We start from the raw sequence: 21,033 nt of genomic DNA on the forward strand, positions 1-21,033 counted from the left end.
CCTTGTTCTGAAAAAAAGCAAAATTTTCCACTAGCAGGCAACCTGATTGAAAATAAAAAAGAGATACTGTATGTTGAAATAGTTAATATAACTTGGTAGCACATTTAGGATAAGCAGGAATGAAACAAGAAGGGATGCGTCAGCACGGTGGGCAGTGGGTTCGATTTATTGGCTTTATCATTTCAAAACTATGGTCAAAACGACCAACTAGAAAAAAAAATAATAATTATTGGTTGCGAACCCTATTTTTCTCGGGTGTATTGGGGCTAATCAACTTCTCTGCCTATGCCGGGAAACCCGTATTCCTGATTAAAGCGATCACCAAAGCACCTGCTGTTTTGTATTTAGGGGAAACGGCTACCGCAAATTATTTAGTAACCAATAATACGCCTTATCCTTTGAAAAATAATGGATTATCACAGTTACCGACAGGAATAAGCCAAAGTGGCGGAAGTTGTCATGCACCTTTTGAGTTGGCTCCCGGCCAAAGTTGTAACATCCAATTAAGTATTATTGCCGATAGACTAAGTGGCGATGTTCATGGTGGCCCTACCGTCTGTAACACCATAAATAATCCCGTTTATTGTGCTCGCCCTACCTCACAAGATGGTTTGGAAATAAAAAAAATAAACACACCACCACCAACCAATCCTCCCAGCGTACCGCAGAATATTATAGCCAAAATCAATATTGCTGTTGATGGTTCATTGTCGGCACGAATAACTTGGGATCCACCGAAAAGTGATGGAGGGTTACCCCTCGTTAGTTACCTGGTAACCGCTAATTCAAGCCTGTTGGCTGCTGCCGGTAGTTGTTCCACTGATGCAGCCCATCGCAATTGTACTATTAATGGGCTTAATCCAGGCACTAAATATGTTTTTTCTGTTGCTGCAATCAATAGCTCGGGTAAAGGTTTACCCGCACCATCTCCTCCAGTTATAACCCCAACAGCACCCTATGCCCCAACAGCTGTGGCCGCCGTAGCCAATAGCAATGGTACGGTTGACATCAATTGGACCGCGCCTAATGATGGAAACTCCGCAATTACTGGTTATACGGTAAGCTCTTCTCCGGATAATGTCACCTGCTCTACCTCTGGGGCAACAAATTGTACATATTCCACCCTAATTCCAGGTTCTAGCTATAGCTTCACCGTAAAAGCAACTAATGTTATTGGAGTAAGCCCTGCATCCGCGCCCAGCAATATGGTTCACATCCCAGCAGTTCCCGGTGCACCAACTTCGGTAATCGCCACTGTCAGTGGCGATGGCGCTGGTACCATTTCCGTGACGGTTAATTGGGTGGCTCCGGTACATGATGGAGGTACGGGGATCAGCGGTTATACGGTAACCCCCTCCCCCTTACCGTCCACAGGAAGCACAACCTGCACTACTACTGGAGTGACTAGTTGTACATTTACCAATTTAACCCAAGGCTCAACTTATAGTTTTGTGGTAACCGCGCAAAATTCGATGGGGGATGGTATACCATCCAATGCCTCCAACACCATCCGGGTACAAGACTCGCAAACTATTAGCTTTATTTCCAGCACGCCTACGGATGCGGTGGTTAACGGGAGCTCCTATTCGCCAAGTGCTGCGACATCATCTGGATTAGCAGTAAGTTTTAGTGTGGATAGCGCCAGCACCGGTATTTGTTTCTTAAGTGGTGGATTGCTTAGCTATCAAGCTGTTGGTAATTGTATTTTAAATGCCAACCAAACTGGGAATAATTATTACATTGCAGCCCCTCAAGTCCAACAAAACATTAGTGTAGGTAAAGGGTCACAAACCATTAGTTATACGAGTACAGCTCCCAGTAATGCCGTGGTTGCGGGTCCAACCTATACGCCAACAGCAATAGCCAATTCCGGACTTACCGTGACGCTAAGTGTAGATGCCAGCAGCAGTACGGTCTGCTCCATGAGTGCGGGCGTGGTGTCTTTTATTGGTGCCGGTACCTGTACCTTAAATGCAAATCAAGGCGGCGATAGCAATTACAATGCAGCTCCCCAGCTGCAACAAAATTTTACCGTCGGTCAAGGTAGCCAAAGCATTAGCTATACCAGCCCCGCGCCCACTGGCGCTGTAGTTGCAGGTGCTCCCTATACACCAACAGCAACAGCGACCTCTGGACTTGCGGTAACATTCACCGTCGATGCAACCAGCAGTGCGGTCTGCTCTATAAATGCAGGCGTGGTATCCTTTATCGGTATAGGAACCTGTACCTTAAATGCGAATCAAAACGGCGATAGCAATTACAATGCAGCTCCCCAGCTGCAACAAAATTTTACCGTCGGTCAAGGTAGCCAAAGCATTAGCTATACCAGCCCCGAACCCACTGGCGCTGTAGTTGCAGGTGCTCCCTATACACCAACAGCAACAGCGACCTCTGGACTTGCGGTAACATTCACCGTCGATGCAACCAGCAGTACGATCTGCTCCATGAATGCAGGCGTGGTGTCCTTTATTGGTGCCGGTACCTGTACCTTAAATGCAAATCAAAACGGCGATAGCAATTACACTGCAGCCCCCCAAGTACAACAAATTTTTACGGTTGGTAAAGGTAACCAAAGCATTAGCTATACCAGCCCCGCGCCCACTGGCGCTGTAGTTGCAGGTACTCCCTATACACCAACAGCAACAGCGGCCTCTGGACTTGCGGTAACATTCACCGTCGATGCAACCAGCAGTGCGGTCTGCTCTATAAATGCAGGCGTGGTATCCTTTATCGGTATAGGAACCTGTACCTTAAATGCAAATCAAGGCGGCGATAGCAATTACAATGCAGCTCCCCAGCTGCAACAAAATTTTACCGTCGGTCAAGGTAGCCAAAGCATTAGCTATACCAGTACCGAACCCAGTGGCGCTGTAGTTGCAGGTGCTCCCTATACACCAACAGCAACAGCGACCTCTGGACTTGCGGTAACATTCACCGTCGATGCAACCAGCAGTACGATCTGCTCCATGAATGCAGGCGTGGTGTCCTTTATTGGTGCCGGTACCTGTACCTTAAATGCAAATCAAAACGGCGATAGCAATTACACTGCAGCCCCCCAAGTACAACAAATTTTTACGGTTGGTAAAGGTAACCAAAGCATTAGCTATACCAGTACCGCACCATCTCTAGCCCTAGTTGGAGGAACTACTTATACACCCACGGCAACTGCCAGCTCTGAGTTAACCGTAGCAATTACTGTGGATGTCGGCAGTAGTAGCGTGTGCTCGATTAGCGGCGGTGTGGTTTCGTTCAATGGCGTAGGTACCTGCACCATAAATGCCAATCAGTCTGGCGATAGCAATTACCATGCAGCAACTCAGATGCAACAAAGTTTTTCCGTCATCACCACTCCAGGGGCACCAACCACGGTGACTGCAGTTGCTGGAAATGGTTTGGCTTTAGTTAGCTGGGCTGCGCCTTCTTCTACAGGGGGCTCCAGCATTTCCAGTTATCAGGTAACCTCGTCTCCTGGAGGATTTACTTGCAATACCTCCGGCCTTGCTCGCTGTAAAATCACCGGCCTTAGCAATGGTACGAGTTATACCTTTACGGTGACCGCAACCAATAGTGCGGGCACCGGACCTACTTCATTAGCTTCGAATGCCGTAGCACCGATCCCAGATCCTACGACCACTCAGTTGTATTCGTCACTAAATCCCGCAGCAGTCGGTGATTCGGTGACCGTGGGTGCTCAAGTAACCTCAGTAAATGGCTTTTTAACGGTAGGAACGGTTAGTTTTTTCAATGGAGGTGTTGCTATTAGTGGCTGCAGCGGCATTACCGTCGTTTCAGGTTACGCGAGTTGCAGTACCTCTTTTGCTAGTGCGGCGACCAATACAATAACAGCGACCTATAATGGCACGACTGCTAATTCCGCGAGTACCTCTGCTGGATTTAATCAATATAGTGTGGCTTCCATCAGCCAAGTTACCTTAACTACTTCGCCTCGCCAAGTAACGGCTATTCCAGGCGATGGTCAGGTGGTCATTCGCTGGCTGCCGCCATTTAATACCGGTGGGCAGGCAATTACCGGTTATACAGTAACCTATGGTCCCACCACAGCCAGCCCTACTTCATCCTCTTATCAAACGGTAGGCTGTTCCACTAGCGGGAATTTGTCTTGTACGGTGACTGGTTTAACCAATGGAACTGCCTATACCTTCCGCGTGTTTGCCGTAAATAGCAGTGGCAATGGCATTCCCTCTTATTCAAGCTCAGTAAAACCAGGAAGTGCAATGCTGGTGTCGCCTTCAACCTTGGCTTTGTCGGGATTAGGCAGTGGCATTTATCGTGCGTTTACCTTAACGAATACCAACTTATTTCCGGTGACGATTACCCAAACCCCTGCCAGCAGCGATTTTTCCCCGGCACTACCTACCGGTACTACCTTATATACAACCACCTGTACCATTGATACGGTACTTAACCCCGGTGATTCCTGTAGTGTGACCCTTAAGCCTGGTTCGGTTGCCTCAGCCATGTCCTCACCTAATACCGCGTCTGCGTGCACTGCCAATGTTGCTGGACGTACCGCACCGGCAGCTAATGTGATTCAAGTGCAAACTGATGCGGGGGCGATTAGTGCCCAGGTTTTAGTCTTAGGTTATGGATGCACCTATCAGTCCGGTTATGTCTTTTCTATTGATGATACTGTAGCGAATACGTTAAGTATTGCCGGTAAAGTAGCAGCTACCGGTGATCAAGGCTCGAATAAAATTTGGGCTTCTAATGGGGCGGGCTCAGCGCCAGCGCAGGTGAGTTTGGATTTGATTCCGGGTATTGATTATACCTCGACTGGAGGCACAGCCTCCCCTACCGGAGCTGCCTTTGTCTCGTTTTTTTCCTCCTATTATATGAATGCCAACCCGTTTGCGACCGCATCGTTTATTGCTTGTGAAGGAAAGATGGATGGGCAATGTAATACTTATAATATCCTGCTCTATTATAACCAGCTAATTACTAACTATAACAATGCAGGTTCTCCGAAATATACCGCCAGTGCGGGACCTACGAATACGTCCTATTATGCTACGGGCTTATGCTCGACTACCATTAGTAATTATAACGATTGGTATTTACCGGCCATTTGTGAAATGGGTTATGACCAATCTGGTGTGGGTACTGGCTGTGGTTCTTCCGGGGCACCTTTTATGCAAAATATACAATCAAACCTGATCAAATATAATAGCCTGAATCTCTTGAATGCATTTTCTGCAAGTTATTACAGTTCATCAGAGTATGCAACGGTTAGTTCGAATAATCCGCGTCAGCAAGCTTGTGGACAACAGTTCGACCTAGACGATACCTATGTAGCGCAGTCCCCTTTTACTAAAAATAATCAAGCCCAAGTACGTTGTGTCCGCTTGTTTACCCACTAGTTTGGTACGGAAAATACATATTTGAAGGGAGTATTTCGTCGCTGAAACGAACCTAGGATGACAAATCCTAGGGCTAGGCCAACCTGAATGATTAGGGATGCTTTTTTCTTTTTGGTCAGGTTTAATTGTATAAATGATGATTATTAATCATTATAATGCGTTGCTTATCACCGATACTTTATCGCTTCAGATAAAGAAGTTTTTTATTTAAGTCTATATAGTGTTGGCGTTTTTTTGTTTAATTGATGAAGGGTAAGGATAGTATACATGCAGGTTAAATCTTATGTCTTAGGCTTGTTGATGTTAACGGGTTATGCCCAAGGATTCGCAGGGACAATGGCTACACAAATGCCCAATCACGCCTACCATCCTTATGCAGTATTTACTGCCGCAGCTGATTTTACGCGCACAGGGCGTTCCCAAACACTCAGTTTGCTTCCACCATTCAATAATCATTATACAAACACATCTACTGATACCAACAGTGCCGATTTGGGTTTTGGTATAGGGATAGAAGGTCGTGCGTTGCCATTTTTATCATGGCAGGCAGGCGTCTCGGGCTATTGGAATACCCCACTTTCTCGTGAGGGAGATGTATGGCAATTTGCTTTACCCGAATTCAATAATTTTCATTACCACTATAAGATTCAATCCTCACGGGTCATGGCCATAGCTAAGCTATTAACCAACTATCATGAATGTTTTCATCCTTATCTTTCTGGGGAGTTAGGTGCGGCGTTTAATCGCTCCCGCTCTTATTATGAAAAACCTTTAATTGAGGAAGCAGTAGCCATGCCGCCCTTTAGCGACCATACCCAAAGTTCTTTTGCTTGGGGTGTTGGTGCGGGAATAGATGTGGATGTGTGGACACATTTACGTGTGGGGATAGGCTATCAATTTGCCGATTTAGGACAAGCAAAACTGGGCCTAAGTCCGGCTGAAGCGACTAAAGAAACCTTGAGTAACCCTAATTTATATACGCATCAACTACGTTTCCAATTAACAGCGGTGCTTTAAGCACATTATTAAACGAGTAAGAAAAGGATACCCGTATTACGACTACGTCTAATACGGGCTATATTTATTTAGGACCTGGTTAATTCCGCAACATCGCTAGCCTCTGACGGTGGATTTTCCTTTTTAGACTTTGCAGCAGTACTGGCAAACATACTTTGCGTACTCACCTTAGGTTCTAATTGAGCTACTTGTTTACGGACTCGCCCTTTCTCATGCGGAACATCCGATACCTTAGCTCCTTGTAATTCGGTAATCGTTGCTTTTGCTTGAGCAAGCTGTGCTTCTAAGTCTTTCACTCGTGCTTTTAATCCCTTAATTTGTACATTCTTGGAAGGTTTTTTGGCTTCAAGTTCTATAACCTCGCCCACCAGAACACTTGGTATTGCTACCGCTTGAGCAACTAGCTTTCGCTCCTCCAATACCGCTTTTAATCCAGTACAAGCGATACCATTAATAGAACGTAATTTTCTTGCAGAGCCTTCAATAGGGATAAATTTTAGCAACATTTCATCCGTTAAGCCGGTGCTACTTAAATTAATATGGGTTAATTCTGTCGCTTGAGAAACGGATAAAAGTAAATCTTCGAGCTTCGCTTTTTCGGTAGCAATTGTTTTATTGGCTCTAGCTGCTTTTTGTGATTTTGCACTGAGAATAGAAAAAATAGGATTTGTACTTGCATCTATAGCTTTCAACGATTTGCTGGCTAATAAAAAGTCCTCTACTCCAACTTGTGTCAATTGATTATTAGCTATTTCTAAGTGGGTTAAATGGGGAAATAAGGCAATAAAAGAGGGGACATTCTCATCTTTGAGCTGACAAAAATTAAGTTTTACTCTCTTGATTTGTTCTAAGCTACTTGGTCCAGTTGCTTTATTATACAATTTAAGTGCAGGATTATAACTAAGATTTACCGTATGTAACTTAGGTAGTGTTTCTAAAGATTCAAAAACATTAAGCGACAAACTACAGCCCTCAATGTTCAAGGCATGCAAAGCAGGACATTGCAGCTTACTGACCCCATAGTCCCCTATTTGATTATTTCTTCCTAAATCTAAAACCTCTAGTAAATCCATTCCTTCTAAGCAGAGAACTCCGATAACGCTTAATTTATTTCCGTGTAGATGGAGTTGTTTTAACGTTTTTAAATGCGAGCCTTCCCTCATTATAAGACTTAAATCTTCATCTTTAACTTTACAGTTATTTAAGGAGAGTGTTTCCAGCTGATTGGCATAGGTTGAAAAACGCAGTAAAGCTACTTTTACATTAAGCTTCGGGTTGTCATCTAAATAAAGGGCTTTTAAATTCCCGTTAAACGCGGGTCTCTTTCCTAAAAGATTACTCCTTAATGAAAGACTGGTAACATGCTCTAATGCTACTAAGTGAAGAGAAGTGTGATCATCAGTGATATTACAGTTATCTAAACGTAGTGTTTTTATATTTGGATATTTATTCAAAATCTTAACTAAAGTTACTATATCTTCATTCGCAAGATTTGAACCATTTAAATCCAATTCTGAAATGTTTTTACAGCCTATATAAGCCTCATTATTGAGTGCTGCTAATAATTTTTTTACGTTACCATTTTGTTTCAGGCTAAGCTGCACCGTTTCCAAAGATGAATTGTCTTGTTTTATCTGTTTTAGAAAAGCTTTTAATTTCATAATAACCTCATTTAATTAAAAATGATCCGGGCAACTACAGGGTTGGTCTCGCCTCATATGCAGGAACGGGAGTTATTATATAGGACAATAATAGATCAAACAAGGTTATTTTTACCCAGTCAAGCTTGATAAATTTATCTAAAAAGGTAACTTGGACGGAGGCGCCTCATCCAAGCTATTCATTCATTTCAGTTTTCTTATATACTAAAGGACAGTGCTTGTATTTCCTGATTGCGTTCATGTTGATCATGAGAATGCAATAGCTCGTGCCCTAAATAAACTGCCGTTAAAACCACTGCAGCCGGCCAATAAAGAGCAAAAGTAGTAATTAGTACGGTAGGTACTATCACATTTTTCGCCATAGTGAAGAGAAAATCACTACGAGCCGCTTCAAATTCTTTATGAGCCAGATCTAAGCCCGTATTAAAAAGCTCTGCATCCGCTAAACGTAAGCTTTTTTCCTGATATTTTCCGTAACAGCCAGTGGATAAATACATGGCGATAGCAACCGTACATGCAAAATAGCTGGCAATAACAATGCCTGGCGGACTAAAAATTAACGTAGAAGAAAACCCTAGCATCAATAAAGAGGCAGCAGAAGCGGCAAAATAAAGTTTTCCTTCTTTCGTCTTCCAGTCAATTTCTAATTCTTTCTGTTGTTTAGTTAATATTTCTTTACGAGGATCTTCTTCATCGTGAATATTTCTTAGTTCCTCTTCATATTGATCTTTTTTAATTAAATATTCTTGTTTAAATAAATAAGAACGATATAAAGTCATACACACATCAAACCCTAAAAATACCGCAGTAATTCCTCCGGCAACAGGACCAGGAATATTGGTAATATGATTAAAGTTAGTTAAAAAGTTAACTGTTGCCCATACTAAGTCGTTACCAAAGTTCCAGTGACGTTTATACAATTCATATCTAAAACGCTCACCCATAGGTGCATTTTTCTCTTCATCAGTAGGAAAAAAGACGTGGCGCACTAAGGTTCCCGCATCAATCATAAAACGAGCCAGGAAAAAGCCAACACTCAAATAATTAAGAATACCATTGGGGGCTTGGAATACAGAAATTATTTGTTCAATATCAGTATGGGTTCCCAGAATAGCATCTAATTGCTCCAGGAATTGTAATTCTTTGGCAAACCTTAAGCCATTCACCAAAGTTAGTCGAGTAAAGGTCCAGTACAAACGGCAAACATTAGCGTAAGCTACGTAGTCACGTAATTGTGACGAATGCGATGGCGAATTTTTTAAATTAATAAGGCTGCCAGTAAAATTATTTACAAGGGTTTCAGCAAAAGCCGTCTTGGATGGAGCATCCTCTGGCTCTTTCAGAATACGCTTTCTTATTTGTATTTTTAAATTGCTGTACTCAGTCTCTTTAGACTTATTTGAATACGCTTTATAAAAAGACTCCAATAGGGAAGCACAATAATAACAATACATCCAAAATTCTTTACTATCACCACCATTCTGTTTTTGCAATACGGCGAATAATTGGGTAAATTCTGCTTCCAAATCAATCTGGGTTTCCAATAAGGCACGATATGGTCGCTTTTTGGCAGCTACATCTACTTGCTCAAAATCCGATTTACTAAGCAAATTAAAAAATTGATTTTTATCACTGATAAAAGCTGCATTTGCGGAACCCATAATCCCAACCTCGCAAAAAAAAGACAGAAAGATTTACTAAGTTATCATTAGCCTTTTATTTTGACAAGCCTTTTTTGTGTTTTTTTTACACACAATGTAATAATTACTAATTGGTTGTTTATTTGCCAAATAGTGTTCAAATAGAGAGCAACCGGCCTGGTTTGTGTACCATCAGTTTGCATAGTTTATGCATAAGCGTAATTTGAGGGCTAGGCAGAATGCTCGTGTAGTTCTTCAGTACCCTCTGTCAGGATATTACTAAAGATGCTAAGGCGAGTATTATTATCTAAACAGTGTTATCGCATGCATAACTGCCTGGCAATATTCTCTGCAACAGTAGTACTACCTTCTTGAGAAGGCTTAAGGCCTAAAGTGCAAGCTGAAAGAGTCTTGAGGATAAGTATATTTTATTTCTTTGAATTAGCTAATTTTTATTAAGAAGAAGAGCTATTTACCGATACAAAAGCTGGAAAAAATACGTCCTAATAAATCATCCGAAGAGAATTCTCCGGTGATTTCACATAAGACCTGATGAGCCAGACGTAAATCCTCAGCCAATAACTCGCCAGCGCGATGTTCAAACAATTGTTGCTGGCCTGTGGCTAATAAATTTTTCGCATCGTCTAACGCTTGTAAATGGCGGCGGCGAGCTAAAAACTTCCCTTCCGTCGGCTGATAACCAACTACATTTTTTATCACCTGCTTTAAGCCATGAATACCTAATGCAGATTTAGCTGAAAGATAAACGTTATGTTCTTGTACTTGGGGTTGCTGATTAACGGTATCAATTTTATTAAATACGCTAATAATGGGTACTTCCGGAGGTAAAGCCGCTTTAATTTCGGCGGTCAAAATATGATGATGTTCTGGATCATTGATATCCACAACCAATAAGACGCAGTCAGCTTGTTTTAGCTCTTGCCAAGCTCGTTTGATTCCTTCCTTTTCAACCACATCATCCGATTCACGCAAGCCTGCAGTATCAATAATGTGAAGGGGGATGTCATCCAATAAAATATGCTCTCGCATCACATCACGGGTTGTACCTGCGATCTCGGTTACAATAGCAATATCGCGTCCTGCTAAACAATTGATCAGAGTTGATTTACCTGCGTTTGGTCTACCGGCAATAACCATGGATAACCCTTCGCGTAGCATCACTCCTTGGTTAGCCTGGGCACGAATGGCATTGAGCTCATCTAAAATGCTTTGTAATAAACCGGAAACCTTACCGTCATTGAGAAAATCAATTTCTTCCTCTGGAAAATCAATTGCCGCCTCAACATATAAGCGTAGATAAATCAACTGTTCATTAAGCTGATTTATTTTGGTGGAGAATTCGCCTTGTAAAGATTTCAATGCCATACGCGCAGCAGTTTGTGAGCTGGCCTGGATCAAATCAGCGATGGCCTCAGCCTGAGTTAAATCAATTTTATCATTAAGAAAAGCCCGCTCGGAAAATTCTCCAGGACGAGCAAGACGAGCACCAGCATTAATACAGGCTTTAGTCAGCATATCCAGAACCATAGGGGAGCCATGTGCCTGAATCTCGACCACATCATCTCCGGTGAAGGAGTGTGGCGCTTTAAAGTAAAGCATCAAGCCTTGGTCAACCAGATTGTTATCCGCATAAAACGAGCTAAAGGTAGCTAAGCGTGGTGTTAATGCTTTGTTGCCATTGATGGTCATGGCAATGGAATAGGCCTTTGGGCCGGATAAGCGGATGATGCCTACCCCACCTCGACCGGGTGGGGTAGCTATGGCTACTATCGTATCAGTGGTCATTTATTTTGCAGTAGCCACTACTTTCTTTTTCGCGGGTACGTCATCGGAATACTTCCGGGTAATGTACCACTGTTGCAGAATTGACAAGGTATTGTTGACAATCCAGTACAAAACCAAACCCGATGGGAAGTTCCAGAATAAGCCAGTAAAGAGTATAGGTAAAAACATCATTACTTTAGCTTGCATTGGATCGGGTGGCGCAGGATTCAATTTTTGCTGAATCAGCATAGTAGCACCCATGATCAATGGCAACACATGGTAAGGATCCGCAGCAGCCAAGTCTTTTATCCAAAAAATAAAGGGCGCTTGTCTTAACTCTACGCTTTCTAATAAAACCCAATATAAGGCAATAAATACTGGAATTTGAATAAGAATTGGCAAACAACCACCTAATGGATTTACTTTTTCTTGCTTGTAAAGTTCCATCGTGGCTTGACTGATCTTAGCTTTATCATCACCATAACGCTCACGTAATGCCTGCAGTTTGGGCTGTAACTTTCGCATACCAGCCATTGACTTATAGCTAGTCGCAGAGAGTCGATAAAATGCTAATTTAATCAGTACTGTAACCAGAACAATAGACCAACCCCAATTACCTACAACATTGTAAATAGCCTTCATTAGTGAAAATAACAGACTAGAAACAAACCATAGAATTCCGTAATCCACGGTCATATCGAGCGATGGAGCGATGCTTTTAAGAACGCTAGTAATTTCTGGGCCTACATATAATTGCGCAGAAATAGTTTTTTGCTCTTGTGGTTTTAAAACAATGGGCTGACTCACCGAACCAATCGTATAGTCATTATTGACAGCACGAGTATAAAACTTGTTTTCGCTATTTACCTGGGGAATCCAGGCCGTTAAAAAGTAGTGTTGTTGCATGGCAACCCAACCACCTTTACTGTCTACATCGAGGTTAGTTTTTTTCATATCGTCAAAACTAACTTTTTGAAAACGATGTTTACCAGGCTCAGAGTAAGAAGCACCCGTGTAAGAACCGACTTGGAACATACTGCCTTTATCTTCTTTAGGGGAGCTACGGACTAGTTGAGTGTTCATGTACCCTTTCCACTCGCCAGTACCCTGATTAACAATTTTGTAATTTACATCAATAAGATAGCTACCTTTGGTAAAGATTAATTCTTTATTGACGGTTAAGCCGTCTTCATCTTTTCCATTTAGCGTAACGACTAACTGTTTTTGGTCAGGAGCTAATTCGTAATGTGTTTGTTCCGTAGTAAAGCCCAAATTAAGTGCTTTAACACCTTGAGCTGAAGGAACTAAAAGACCACTGTTAGCAACGTAACGCTCATGCCCTTCATTTTGTAGCAATGAAAATGGTTTATTTTTTTCATCTACATTTAAAGGATAATCCAATAGTTGGCCAGAAACGACATCACCCTGCTGTAAATCAATCGCCACATTCAGCACATCAGTTTTAACCTCAACCAAAGTTCCTGGCTGAGTATTGTTTTGCTCCGATGCAGGAGCTAAAGCTGAAGATTGCGCAGCGTTTCCTGAAGAACTAACTTGAGGTAATAAAGGCTCAGCAGCATTTTTTTGCGCAATGGCAGTATTTTCTACTGGTTTAGGAGGGTAATCTGTTTGCCAGGCATTCCAGAGCGATAAACTAACTAGCCCTAGCGCCATATATGAAATAATACGTCGTATATCCATCAAAGCTTCTCATCGTTAGGGAGTACGGGATCATAACCACCTTGTGCCCAAGGGTGGCAGCGTAATACTCTTTTTAAAGCCATCCACAAACCTTTGGCTATGCCACATTGTTTAATGGCACGTTCCGCATATTGCGAACAACTAGGATAATAGCGACACGAGGGTTTTAGCAAGGGACTAATCAAATACTGATAAAATTTAATTGGTAAACAAATTATCTGCCGAAGCATGAGGTCAATTTTTCCCATGATTTGCCCAATCTGGTGTTTATGTTTGAGTTAGCTTGCTTTGCGACACCTTGTCTGGCTAAAAAAATCATATCAACGGCAGGTAAATCCCTTTGCCGAAAGCTTTCTCTTATTAACCGCTTAATACGATTTCGATCATGAGCCTTTGCTATCATTTTCTTCGATAGCGCCAGCCCAAGTCGGGCATAACCTAAATTATTTTCTCTAAAGAGAATAATAAATTCGGATGTGACAATTTTTTCTGCTTGTTCAAACACACGATCATAATCGTTCTTGATTAATAATCGTTGTGTTTTTTTAAAAGCAAACACTTAGGCTGACAAACGCTTACGGCCTTTAGCACGACGACGTTTAATTACTAATCTGCCTGCTCGAGTAGCCATACGCTCACGAAAACCATGATCGCGTTTACGCTTTAAGTTACTTGGTTGAAAGGTGCGTTTCATGATGAACCTGTTTATAAATTTATGAGGCTGGCAATGATAGAGAACTTTTTTTCTACTGTCAATTTAGATGCTTGATTATTTTTTGCCTATTGAGGGTAAATCACCCGATTTTAGTGAGTTATACCCCCTTGTTAATAAAAATATAATTTATTCTTTTTAAAAAACTTATTTTTGTTATATAGGAGAGGCACTCCTGTGGATAAATTTATTTTATATATTTAATTCAACATGTTAGATCGAATAAAACCATGTTCATAAAGCTTGTTTAAGCTTGTGATCTATTTGTTGTTTCTTTTAAGAGTTTGTTTATCCAGGATCTTATTTGCATCTTATACGCGTTATTTGCGCTTAGTTATTCATAGTTTAATTGATCCAACTTGCATTAAAAAATAGCAATAATACGATTTCGGTAGCTCGCTGCACACATTTTTTAGCTTTTTTAGGCGATGTTCGGATTATGCCAATTTACTTTTTTGGTAATTATGATTGCATTAGTTGATGGTGAGCTATGTGACTAGTTAGCTTTTTAAACTTAAATTTAGTTTTTTGCTTAATAGAAAATAAAAATAGGTGAATATTATTTTTTTTTAAAGCTAAGTTTTTTTGTTTGTTTCAGGTGCTTTTTTATTAAGTAATATTTTCTTAGCTGTATTTTCTGATGCGCTAAATATAATAATATTTCTTTTATTTAAAATACTTATGTTTATTATATAGGGACGCCTTGTCTGTTGATAACTCTATTAAATTCATTAAATACAAGCACTTAAATGATTTTGGAACTTGTTTGTAAATTCGGTTTAAGCCTGTGATCTAAGTGTATATAGATCCTGCTTTATTTTATGCCCCCAAGTTTATAGGTCGCTTATCCCTAACCTGTATACTGATTTATCCATAGCTTATTAATGGCGTTTTAATCATCGTTATTGATTAATTTATGCAAAATTTGATTGCCAATTTGTGCTGCATTTGCTTTAGCTTTATTGGTTAAGACCACCACGCCAAGTTTTTTGTTGGGGTAAAAACCGATAAAGGTACTAAATCCTTGATTGCCGCCGTTTTTGCTGATTAATAATCCTCGTTTTGATTGAACTCGCTGCCAGCCCAGTCCTAGAGCAAATTTTGGATTTACCGAAAAGCGGGGTTGTTGGGCAAATTGCATCGCGGATAATAATTGCGGACTAGCTTGTTCTACTCGTATACCTAGATTCGCTTTCATAAATTTTAATAAATCGGCTGCCGATGAGCGTAATGCACCACCACCGAGAAAGTTTGCTGGTACATAATGGGGAGCGGGATTTGATTTAGTATGATAACCTTGTGCTTGCAGGGGGATTTTTTCTGGAGGTAAATTAAAATAGGTACTGTTCATCCCTAAAGGTTTGGTGATCCGTTCACGCAATTGGCGTGCTAATGGTTTATTGGTTGCATGAACTAACACATTACCTAACAAACCAAAACTTACATTAGAATATTTATATTGACTGCCTATAGGTACTTGGGGTTCCCAGGTTTTTAAATGATTAAAGAAAGCATTTATGTTGCCTTTATTAACGCCAAACTGCTCCATTTGTCGGGGGAAACTGGCTGTATGGGTTGCTAAATTGATTACTCGCACTTTATCAATAGGTAAATTGGTGGTATTTGCTAGGGCTGGAAGGTATTTAACAACTGGGTCGCTTAGTTTTAGGCTGCCTGCATTAACCTCATAAGCTAATAATGTAGTAACGAAAATTTTAGTAATTGAAGCGAGTTCAAAAATAGTATTGGCGGTAACTGGGCGCTTCTTTTCGCGGTCTGCATACCCATAATTAAAATAATAGTCGTGGCCATTATAATAAATGGCTATAGCCATACCTGGAATCTGTTGTTTGTTTATCAAGGGTTCGACGGTGTTTGTTATTAATTGCTCTAAAGGCTTCTCGTCTTGGGCAAATGTACTTAGCGAGACTATCAGTAAACATGAACTAAGAATGCGAGTAATTGCGTTAATTCTCATCATAATATTCATCCATAAACTGGGTTAATGGCTTAAACTTCAAACTTTGGCGATATATAGCGAAATAGAAGTGGACAATAGCGCGCTAAAATCGCACCAAAACGCTCTTTAGGCCCTGCTATGACTACGGTAGGTTTTTCATGGTAAAGAGCATGGGCTATTTTTCGTGCACATACAGCGGGCTTTATTCCGTGTTCGTGGCTTTTATCTTTTTTTCCAAAGCTTGTTCCATTGGCTAATAATGAGTTTTGGGTGATATTGGTATTAATAAAGCCTGGGTAAATTAAGGTTATTTTAAGTTGGGTATCGGCTAGTTCATTACGCAGGCTCTCAAAATACCCTCTAAGAGCGTGTTTGCTCGCGCTATAGGCTGAGCGTGTCTGAATTCCATAAAGCCCGAGCATGCTGGATACAATGGCGATGTGGCCGCTTCCGCGCTGCAGCATGTTTTTTAATATCGGTCGGGTTAAGGCTATGGCACCAAAAAAGTTCACGTCCATTATTTTTTTATCTAATGCAAAGACGGAATCGGCTACCAGATAACGTTGGGATATGCCTCCATTATGAATAAGTAAATCAATAGGGCCATATTCATCCCAAACGTGAAGGGCCTGCGTTTCTAACTCATGGTGCTGCTCTAGATCGAGCGGGACGACGCTATGTCTTTCTGGATTGTTGCAAAGGTTTTTCACTCGTTCTAGCTCTGCTTGATTTCTAGCTGAGAGGATTAGCCTAGCTCCTGAACTTGCTAGTTCATAAGCTAATGCTTCACCAATTCCTGAAGAGGCACCGGTAATCCATACCGCTTTATTATTTAGGTTCATTTTGATCTCTCTAAACACTGCAAAAGTAGTGCAAATGATTTTTATCCATGATCAAGTCAGTTATAGCTTATTTATTATGTTTGGGCAAATTATGTACTACTCTTGAATGGTAGATAAGTAAGTTATTTTTTCGCTGGAATTTCTGCTTCATGCATTTTTTATTCACAGAATAGTAGATAGAATTGATAGATTGTATTTTTATCGCTCAATAAATGCTTTTTCTTTGTGGATAACTTTGCCTTTATCCTAAAGCCTGAGTATAATTACCGCCTCGCGATTTAGAGTAAGTTGTGGTTGTTTCACTTTAAATTTCATGCTTAGATTGTCTTGTTGCCGTGGAACATTCAGGGGCAGTATTTATATTCATGGATAATTAGGTTCTGTTGGTAAATGCCTTAAAATCTTTATGGAGCAGTATAAGGGCCACAAATAGGTTGGGGCATGCTGTAGGATATTCTTTATTTATTAAAGACCATGAACCTTATTTAATTTGATTTTCTGGTTTTATTTATTTTTACCGTCTTCATTAGATGAGGAGTTGTTTTGTGTCAGCAGCAGTTTGGCAAAAATGTTTAGGTTTGCTGCAGGATGAATATTCTGCCCAGCAATTTAATACTTGGTTACGTCCCTTACAGGCACATACTGAGGAACAACGTTTGGTATTATTAGCACCTAACCGTTTTGTTGTTGATTGGGTAAAAAAGCATTTTTTTTCGCGTATCGAAGAATTGATCAAACAATTTTGTGGCGATGAAATTAAATCTATTTCCATCGAGATTGGTAGTAAAACTTCGGTGGGCACAGATTCAGGTACGGCCACCGTTAGTGCTGGCGATAATAAAGTAGTATCTAGTTCCACAGAAACCTTAGTTGCTAAAAGTGCTCCCAAAAAGGCTGTTGATTATAAAAGTAGTCATTTAAATAAGAAGTTCTTATTTGAAAGTTTTGTGGAAGGTAACTCGAACCAATTGGCGCGTGCCGCATCCATGCAGGTAGCCGAACGTCCTGGTGATGCTTATAACCCCTTGTTTATTTATGGTGGTGTGGGTTTGGGGAAAACTCACTTAATGCATGCAATTGGTAATGAAATTCTAAGAAACAATCCTGATGCTAAAATCCTATATCTGCATTCTGAGCGATTTGTGGCAGACATGGTGAAAGCTCTGCAAACCAATTCAATTAATGAATTTAAACGCTTTTATCGCTCATTAAATGCCTTGCTTATTGACGATATTCAATTCTTCGCAGGTAAAGATCGTTCGCAAGAAGAGTTTTTCCATACTTTTAATGCTTTACTCGAAGGGCAACAGCAAATCATTTTAACCAGCGATCGCTACCCCAAAGAAATTGAAGGGATGGAGGAGCGCTTAAAATCGCGCTTTGGCTGGGGATTAACGGTTGCCGTAGAACCACCAGAGCTAGAAACGCGGGTGGCAATTTTGATTAGCAAAGCGGAACAATCTAATATTGAATTACCTTATGAGGTTGCTTTCTTTATTGCGAAACGGATTCGTTCGAATGTTCGTGAACTCGAAGGGGCTTTGCGTCGCGTTATTGCCAATGCACATTTCACCGGTAAACCGATTACTATCGAGTTTGTTCATGAGGCATTGCGCGATCTTTTAGCGCTACAAGATAAGCTAGTAACGATTGAAAACATTCAAAAAACCGTTGCTGAGTATTATAAGGTCAAGGTGGCTGATATTTTGTCAAAACGCCGTAGCCGTTCTATTGCCCGACCAAGACAAATGGCCATGGCTTTAGCTAAAGAGTTAACCAATCATAGTTTACCGGAAATTGGTGATCATTTTGGCGGTCGTGATCATACTACAGTAATTCATGCCTGTAGGAAGGTTAAAGAGCTAGTGCAGGATGATAGCGATTTTGCTGAAGATCATAAAAACTTAATGCGCATCTTATCTTCTTAAAAATAGGAGCTTGTGGTGTTTGAATTTGCGATAAAAAAAGAAGATTTGCTTACCCCTTTGCTTGCCGTTGCTGGCGCTGTCGATAAAAAGCAATCTTTAGCTATATTGTCTAATTTTTTATTCAAACTCGTGGATGGACAGTTATCCATTACAGCAACCGACTTAGAAATTGAAATTTCTGCACAAGTTCCTTGTGAATCGGAGCAAAGGGAAGGTTCAATTACGGTTCCCGCTAAAAAATTTATTGATATTATTCGCTCTTTAGATGATCAGGCTAGCCCTAATCTGCGGGTTGATAATGGCATTTTAACTATTAAACAAGGGCGCAGCTCTTTTAAATTGACTACTTTGCCTGCTGATGGTTACCCCTTAAGCGAGGATGAGTGCAACGAAGTTGAACTGAGTATCCCTCGGTTAGTCTTATTGCAATTATTGCAGTCAACTCATTTTGCCATGTCACAGCAAGATGTACGGGTGTTTTTAAATGGTTTGTTTTTAGATTTCGAACCTAATCTTATTTCTGCGGTAGCAACCGACGGACATCGCATGGCTATTTGTCGACATCAATGTGAAAATAGCAGCGATAAGAAGTTGCTGATTCCTAAAAAGGGTATTCAGGAATTATTGCGCCTGCTAAATGGTATTGATGATGAACAGGTTTTGCTGGCGGCAGGTAAATCTCATTTCAAATTAGTCAGTAAACGATTTGTATTTTTATCAAAATTAATTGAAGCACGTTTTCCACCTTATGCTAAAGCAATCCCACGTAATCAAGACAAACAAATTACTATCGATTGCGCGATATTAAAGCGGGCTTTATCACGCATAGTTATTTTAGCGCATGAAAAATCTAAAGCAGTGATGCTGCATTTGCAACCGGGTTTATTAACCCTAATTGCGAATAATAATGAACAAGAAGAGGCGGTTGAATCTTTAGTTGCTGAAACCCAGGGAGATGAACTCAAAATTGGTTTAAATGCAACTTATCTATTGGATGTACTGTCTCATTTTGGTGATGGCCAAATTCGCTTATCTCTATCACATACGGACAGCAGTATTTTAATTGAGTCATTAGAAAATGAGCATTATCAATACATTATTATGCCAATGAAAATATGATCCTTTCTGAGTTAAAAATTCACCACTTACGTAATCTCTCTTCGCTCAAACTGCAATTACACCCCAGGTTCAATTTTATTTCTGGGGCTAATGGCAGTGGTAAAACCTCCATTCTTGAAGCACTCTATCTCTTAAGTTGTGGCCACTCTTTTCGTTCGCGTGAAATTGCCCCGATTATTCAGCAAGAGCAATCATCCTTTACTGTTTTTGCCCGTGGCAGCGAGCAGGAAAGTATTAGCATTCAAAAGTCATCGGCCGAACCTACGCAAATCAAATTGAACAACCAGTTTTGCTCCAGTACCAGTCAACTGGCTTATGCTTTACCGTGTCAAATCTTCTACTCCGATATTTTTCAAATCATTGACGCAGGTCCTGCCCTCCGTCGTAGTGTATTGGATTGGGGATTGTTTCACGTGAAACCTAATTACCTTAGTTTGTTGAAGGATTATAAGAAGGTATTGAAACATCGTAATGCCTTATTAAAAAAGCATGCACCTTTCGATCATTTTGTACCGTGGGATAAACAATTAAGCGATTTAGCCGCACAGTTGGATTTATTACGCAAAGAATATTTTATACTCTGGGAGCAAGAATTTAATTTGGTCTTGGCACAATTAACCGATCTGCAATGTACCTTATTTTATTCTAAAGGTTGGGATAAGAAAAATAGCGGCAAAGAATTACAGCAGGTGTTGGAAGAGCATTTTGAGAGTGATAAACATAAACAGTATACCCAATACGGTGCGCATCAAGCAGATATTATTATTGAAAGCAATCTAAATAAGGCAAAACAGTTTCTGTCACGTGGACAGCAGAAAATCATTTTAATTGCTTTGAAACTTGCTCAAGCGAATTTAGTTGCTCATGATTGTTTGTATTTACTGGATGATTTACCCGCTGAGCTGGATGAAGTTCATCAGCAAAAACTATTAGCCTATTTGGCTTCACGTAGAGGACAGTATGTTATTACCACTAATGCCAGTGTCGAGTATTTATATTCCTTATGTACTAAAGAAGCAGGATATTGTTATCAACTTAGCCACGGCGTAGTGAAGTCTGCAGATGTTTCACGTGAAACAATAAGTTAAGTTCTATGTTGTTAACTGATACGATAGTCTGTTTACGCTGTACAAAATACACACTAAGTAAGCTCTTTCCTTACATATTAAAGATTCTTAGCCGGGTTTTTGCATCCGGGTTTCATTTTTTCTTAGGTTGAAATAAATAACCTGTTGTTTAATAAAGATAATTATACTTTGTGTAAACGTGTTCTCATGAAAATCAAGCTTA

General features: G+C 40.6%; 14 protein-coding genes. 5 read left to right on the forward strand and 9 right to left on the reverse strand.

The window, feature by feature from the left end:
- Positions 1 to 119 precede the first annotated feature (119 nt).
- Together ACD661_RS08935 and ACD661_RS08940 are read left to right on the forward strand one after the other, a co-directional pair.
- Entirely contained in the window at positions 120 to 5,378 is a 5,259-nt protein-coding gene (locus tag ACD661_RS08935) for a fibronectin type III domain-containing protein (protein ID WP_400187516.1), read from the forward strand.
- Between the two features lie 267 nt (positions 5,379 to 5,645).
- Positions 5,646 to 6,395 (forward strand): outer membrane protein, encoded by a 750-nt coding sequence (locus ACD661_RS08940; RefSeq protein ID WP_400187517.1) that lies wholly within the window; start codon positions 5,646 to 5,648, stop codon positions 6,393 to 6,395.
- A 68-nt stretch (positions 6,396 to 6,463) separates the two neighbouring features.
- Here the strand turns inward: ACD661_RS08940 and ACD661_RS08945 are convergent, their stop codons facing one another.
- From ACD661_RS08945 to ACD661_RS08985, 9 genes are all read right to left on the reverse strand, one after another.
- The gene (locus ACD661_RS08945) at positions 6,464 to 8,056 is read right to left on the reverse strand and encodes a leucine-rich repeat domain-containing protein (protein WP_400187518.1); all 1,593 of its coding nucleotides are present in this window, start codon (positions 8,054 to 8,056) and stop codon (positions 6,464 to 6,466) included.
- A 197-nt stretch (positions 8,057 to 8,253) separates the two neighbouring features.
- The gene (locus ACD661_RS08950; RefSeq protein ID WP_400187519.1) at positions 8,254 to 9,717 is read right to left on the reverse strand and encodes a hypothetical protein; all 1,464 of its coding nucleotides are present in this window, start codon (positions 9,715 to 9,717) and stop codon (positions 8,254 to 8,256) included.
- Between the two features lie 447 nt (positions 9,718 to 10,164).
- A complete protein-coding gene (gene mnmE, locus ACD661_RS08955) occupies positions 10,165 to 11,502 on the reverse strand; it encodes a tRNA uridine-5-carboxymethylaminomethyl(34) synthesis GTPase MnmE (RefSeq protein ID WP_400187520.1) in 1,338 nt (445 codons plus the stop codon).
- Positions 11,503 to 13,182 carry a membrane protein insertase YidC gene (gene yidC, locus ACD661_RS08960; protein ID WP_400187521.1) on the reverse strand — a complete coding sequence of 560 codons (1,680 nt, stop codon included), beginning with the start codon at positions 13,180 to 13,182 and terminating at the stop codon, positions 11,503 to 11,505.
- Entirely contained in the window at positions 13,182 to 13,430 is a 249-nt protein-coding gene (gene yidD / locus ACD661_RS08965) for a membrane protein insertion efficiency factor YidD (RefSeq protein ID WP_400187522.1), read from the reverse strand. The genes yidC and yidD overlap by 1 nt, the downstream gene beginning before the upstream one ends.
- Positions 13,397 to 13,741 carry a ribonuclease P protein component gene (rnpA, locus tag ACD661_RS08970; protein ID WP_400187523.1) on the reverse strand — a complete coding sequence of 115 codons (345 nt, stop codon included), beginning with the start codon at positions 13,739 to 13,741 and terminating at the stop codon, positions 13,397 to 13,399. The genes yidD and rnpA overlap by 34 nt, the downstream gene beginning before the upstream one ends.
- A complete protein-coding gene (gene rpmH / locus ACD661_RS08975) occupies positions 13,742 to 13,876 on the reverse strand; it encodes a 50S ribosomal protein L34 (RefSeq protein ID WP_006869475.1) in 135 nt (44 codons plus the stop codon).
- 910 nt (positions 13,877 to 14,786) lie between these two features.
- Positions 14,787 to 15,875 carry a serine hydrolase gene (locus ACD661_RS08980; protein ID WP_400187524.1) on the reverse strand — a complete coding sequence of 363 codons (1,089 nt, stop codon included), beginning with the start codon at positions 15,873 to 15,875 and terminating at the stop codon, positions 14,787 to 14,789.
- Between the two features lie 29 nt (positions 15,876 to 15,904).
- The gene (locus ACD661_RS08985; RefSeq protein ID WP_400187525.1) at positions 15,905 to 16,696 is read right to left on the reverse strand and encodes an SDR family NAD(P)-dependent oxidoreductase; all 792 of its coding nucleotides are present in this window, start codon (positions 16,694 to 16,696) and stop codon (positions 15,905 to 15,907) included.
- Between the two features lie 545 nt (positions 16,697 to 17,241).
- Between ACD661_RS08985 and dnaA the strand changes: the two genes are divergently transcribed.
- Genes dnaA through recF form a run of 3 tightly spaced genes read left to right on the forward strand, consistent with a single transcriptional unit; the run spans position 17,242 to position 20,831 of the window.
- The gene (gene dnaA / locus ACD661_RS08990) at positions 17,242 to 18,624 is read left to right on the forward strand and encodes a chromosomal replication initiator protein DnaA (RefSeq protein WP_400187526.1); all 1,383 of its coding nucleotides are present in this window, start codon (positions 17,242 to 17,244) and stop codon (positions 18,622 to 18,624) included.
- 15 nt (positions 18,625 to 18,639) lie between these two features.
- Positions 18,640 to 19,743 (forward strand): DNA polymerase III subunit beta, encoded by a 1,104-nt coding sequence (gene dnaN, locus ACD661_RS08995; RefSeq protein ID WP_400187527.1) that lies wholly within the window; start codon positions 18,640 to 18,642, stop codon positions 19,741 to 19,743.
- Positions 19,740 to 20,831 carry a DNA replication/repair protein RecF gene (gene recF / locus ACD661_RS09000; RefSeq protein ID WP_400187528.1) on the forward strand — a complete coding sequence of 364 codons (1,092 nt, stop codon included), beginning with the start codon at positions 19,740 to 19,742 and terminating at the stop codon, positions 20,829 to 20,831. Before dnaN ends, recF begins: the two co-directional genes overlap by 4 nt.
- The last annotated feature ends 202 nt before the right edge of the window (positions 20,832 to 21,033 follow it).

It is taken from the genome of Legionella lytica, from assembly GCF_044626755.1.
Classification (GTDB): domain Bacteria; phylum Pseudomonadota; class Gammaproteobacteria; order Legionellales; family Legionellaceae; genus Legionella; species Legionella lytica_A.

Coding starts and splice junctions, on each gene's coding strand:
- ACD661_RS08935 (WP_400187516.1), top strand. CDS start 120: ATGAAACAAGAAGGGATGCGTCAGCACGGTGGGCAGTGGGTTCGATTT.
- ACD661_RS08940 (WP_400187517.1), top strand. CDS start 5,646: ATGCAGGTTAAATCTTATGTCTTAGGCTTGTTGATGTTAACGGGTTAT.
- ACD661_RS08945 (WP_400187518.1), bottom strand. CDS start 8,056: ATGAAATTAAAAGCTTTTCTAAAACAGATAAAACAAGACAATTCATCT.
- ACD661_RS08950 (WP_400187519.1), bottom strand. CDS start 9,717: ATGGGTTCCGCAAATGCAGCTTTTATCAGTGATAAAAATCAATTTTTT.
- mnmE (WP_400187520.1), bottom strand. CDS start 11,502: ATGACCACTGATACGATAGTAGCCATAGCTACCCCACCCGGTCGAGGT.
- yidC (WP_400187521.1), bottom strand. CDS start 13,182: ATGGATATACGACGTATTATTTCATATATGGCGCTAGGGCTAGTTAGT.
- yidD (WP_400187522.1), bottom strand. CDS start 13,430: ATGGGAAAAATTGACCTCATGCTTCGGCAGATAATTTGTTTACCAATT.
- rpmH (WP_006869475.1), bottom strand. CDS start 13,876: ATGAAACGCACCTTTCAACCAAGTAACTTAAAGCGTAAACGCGATCAT.
- ACD661_RS08980 (WP_400187524.1), bottom strand. CDS start 15,875: ATGATGAGAATTAACGCAATTACTCGCATTCTTAGTTCATGTTTACTG.
- ACD661_RS08985 (WP_400187525.1), bottom strand. CDS start 16,696: ATGAACCTAAATAATAAAGCGGTATGGATTACCGGTGCCTCTTCAGGA.
- recF (WP_400187528.1), top strand. CDS start 19,740: ATGATCCTTTCTGAGTTAAAAATTCACCACTTACGTAATCTCTCTTCG.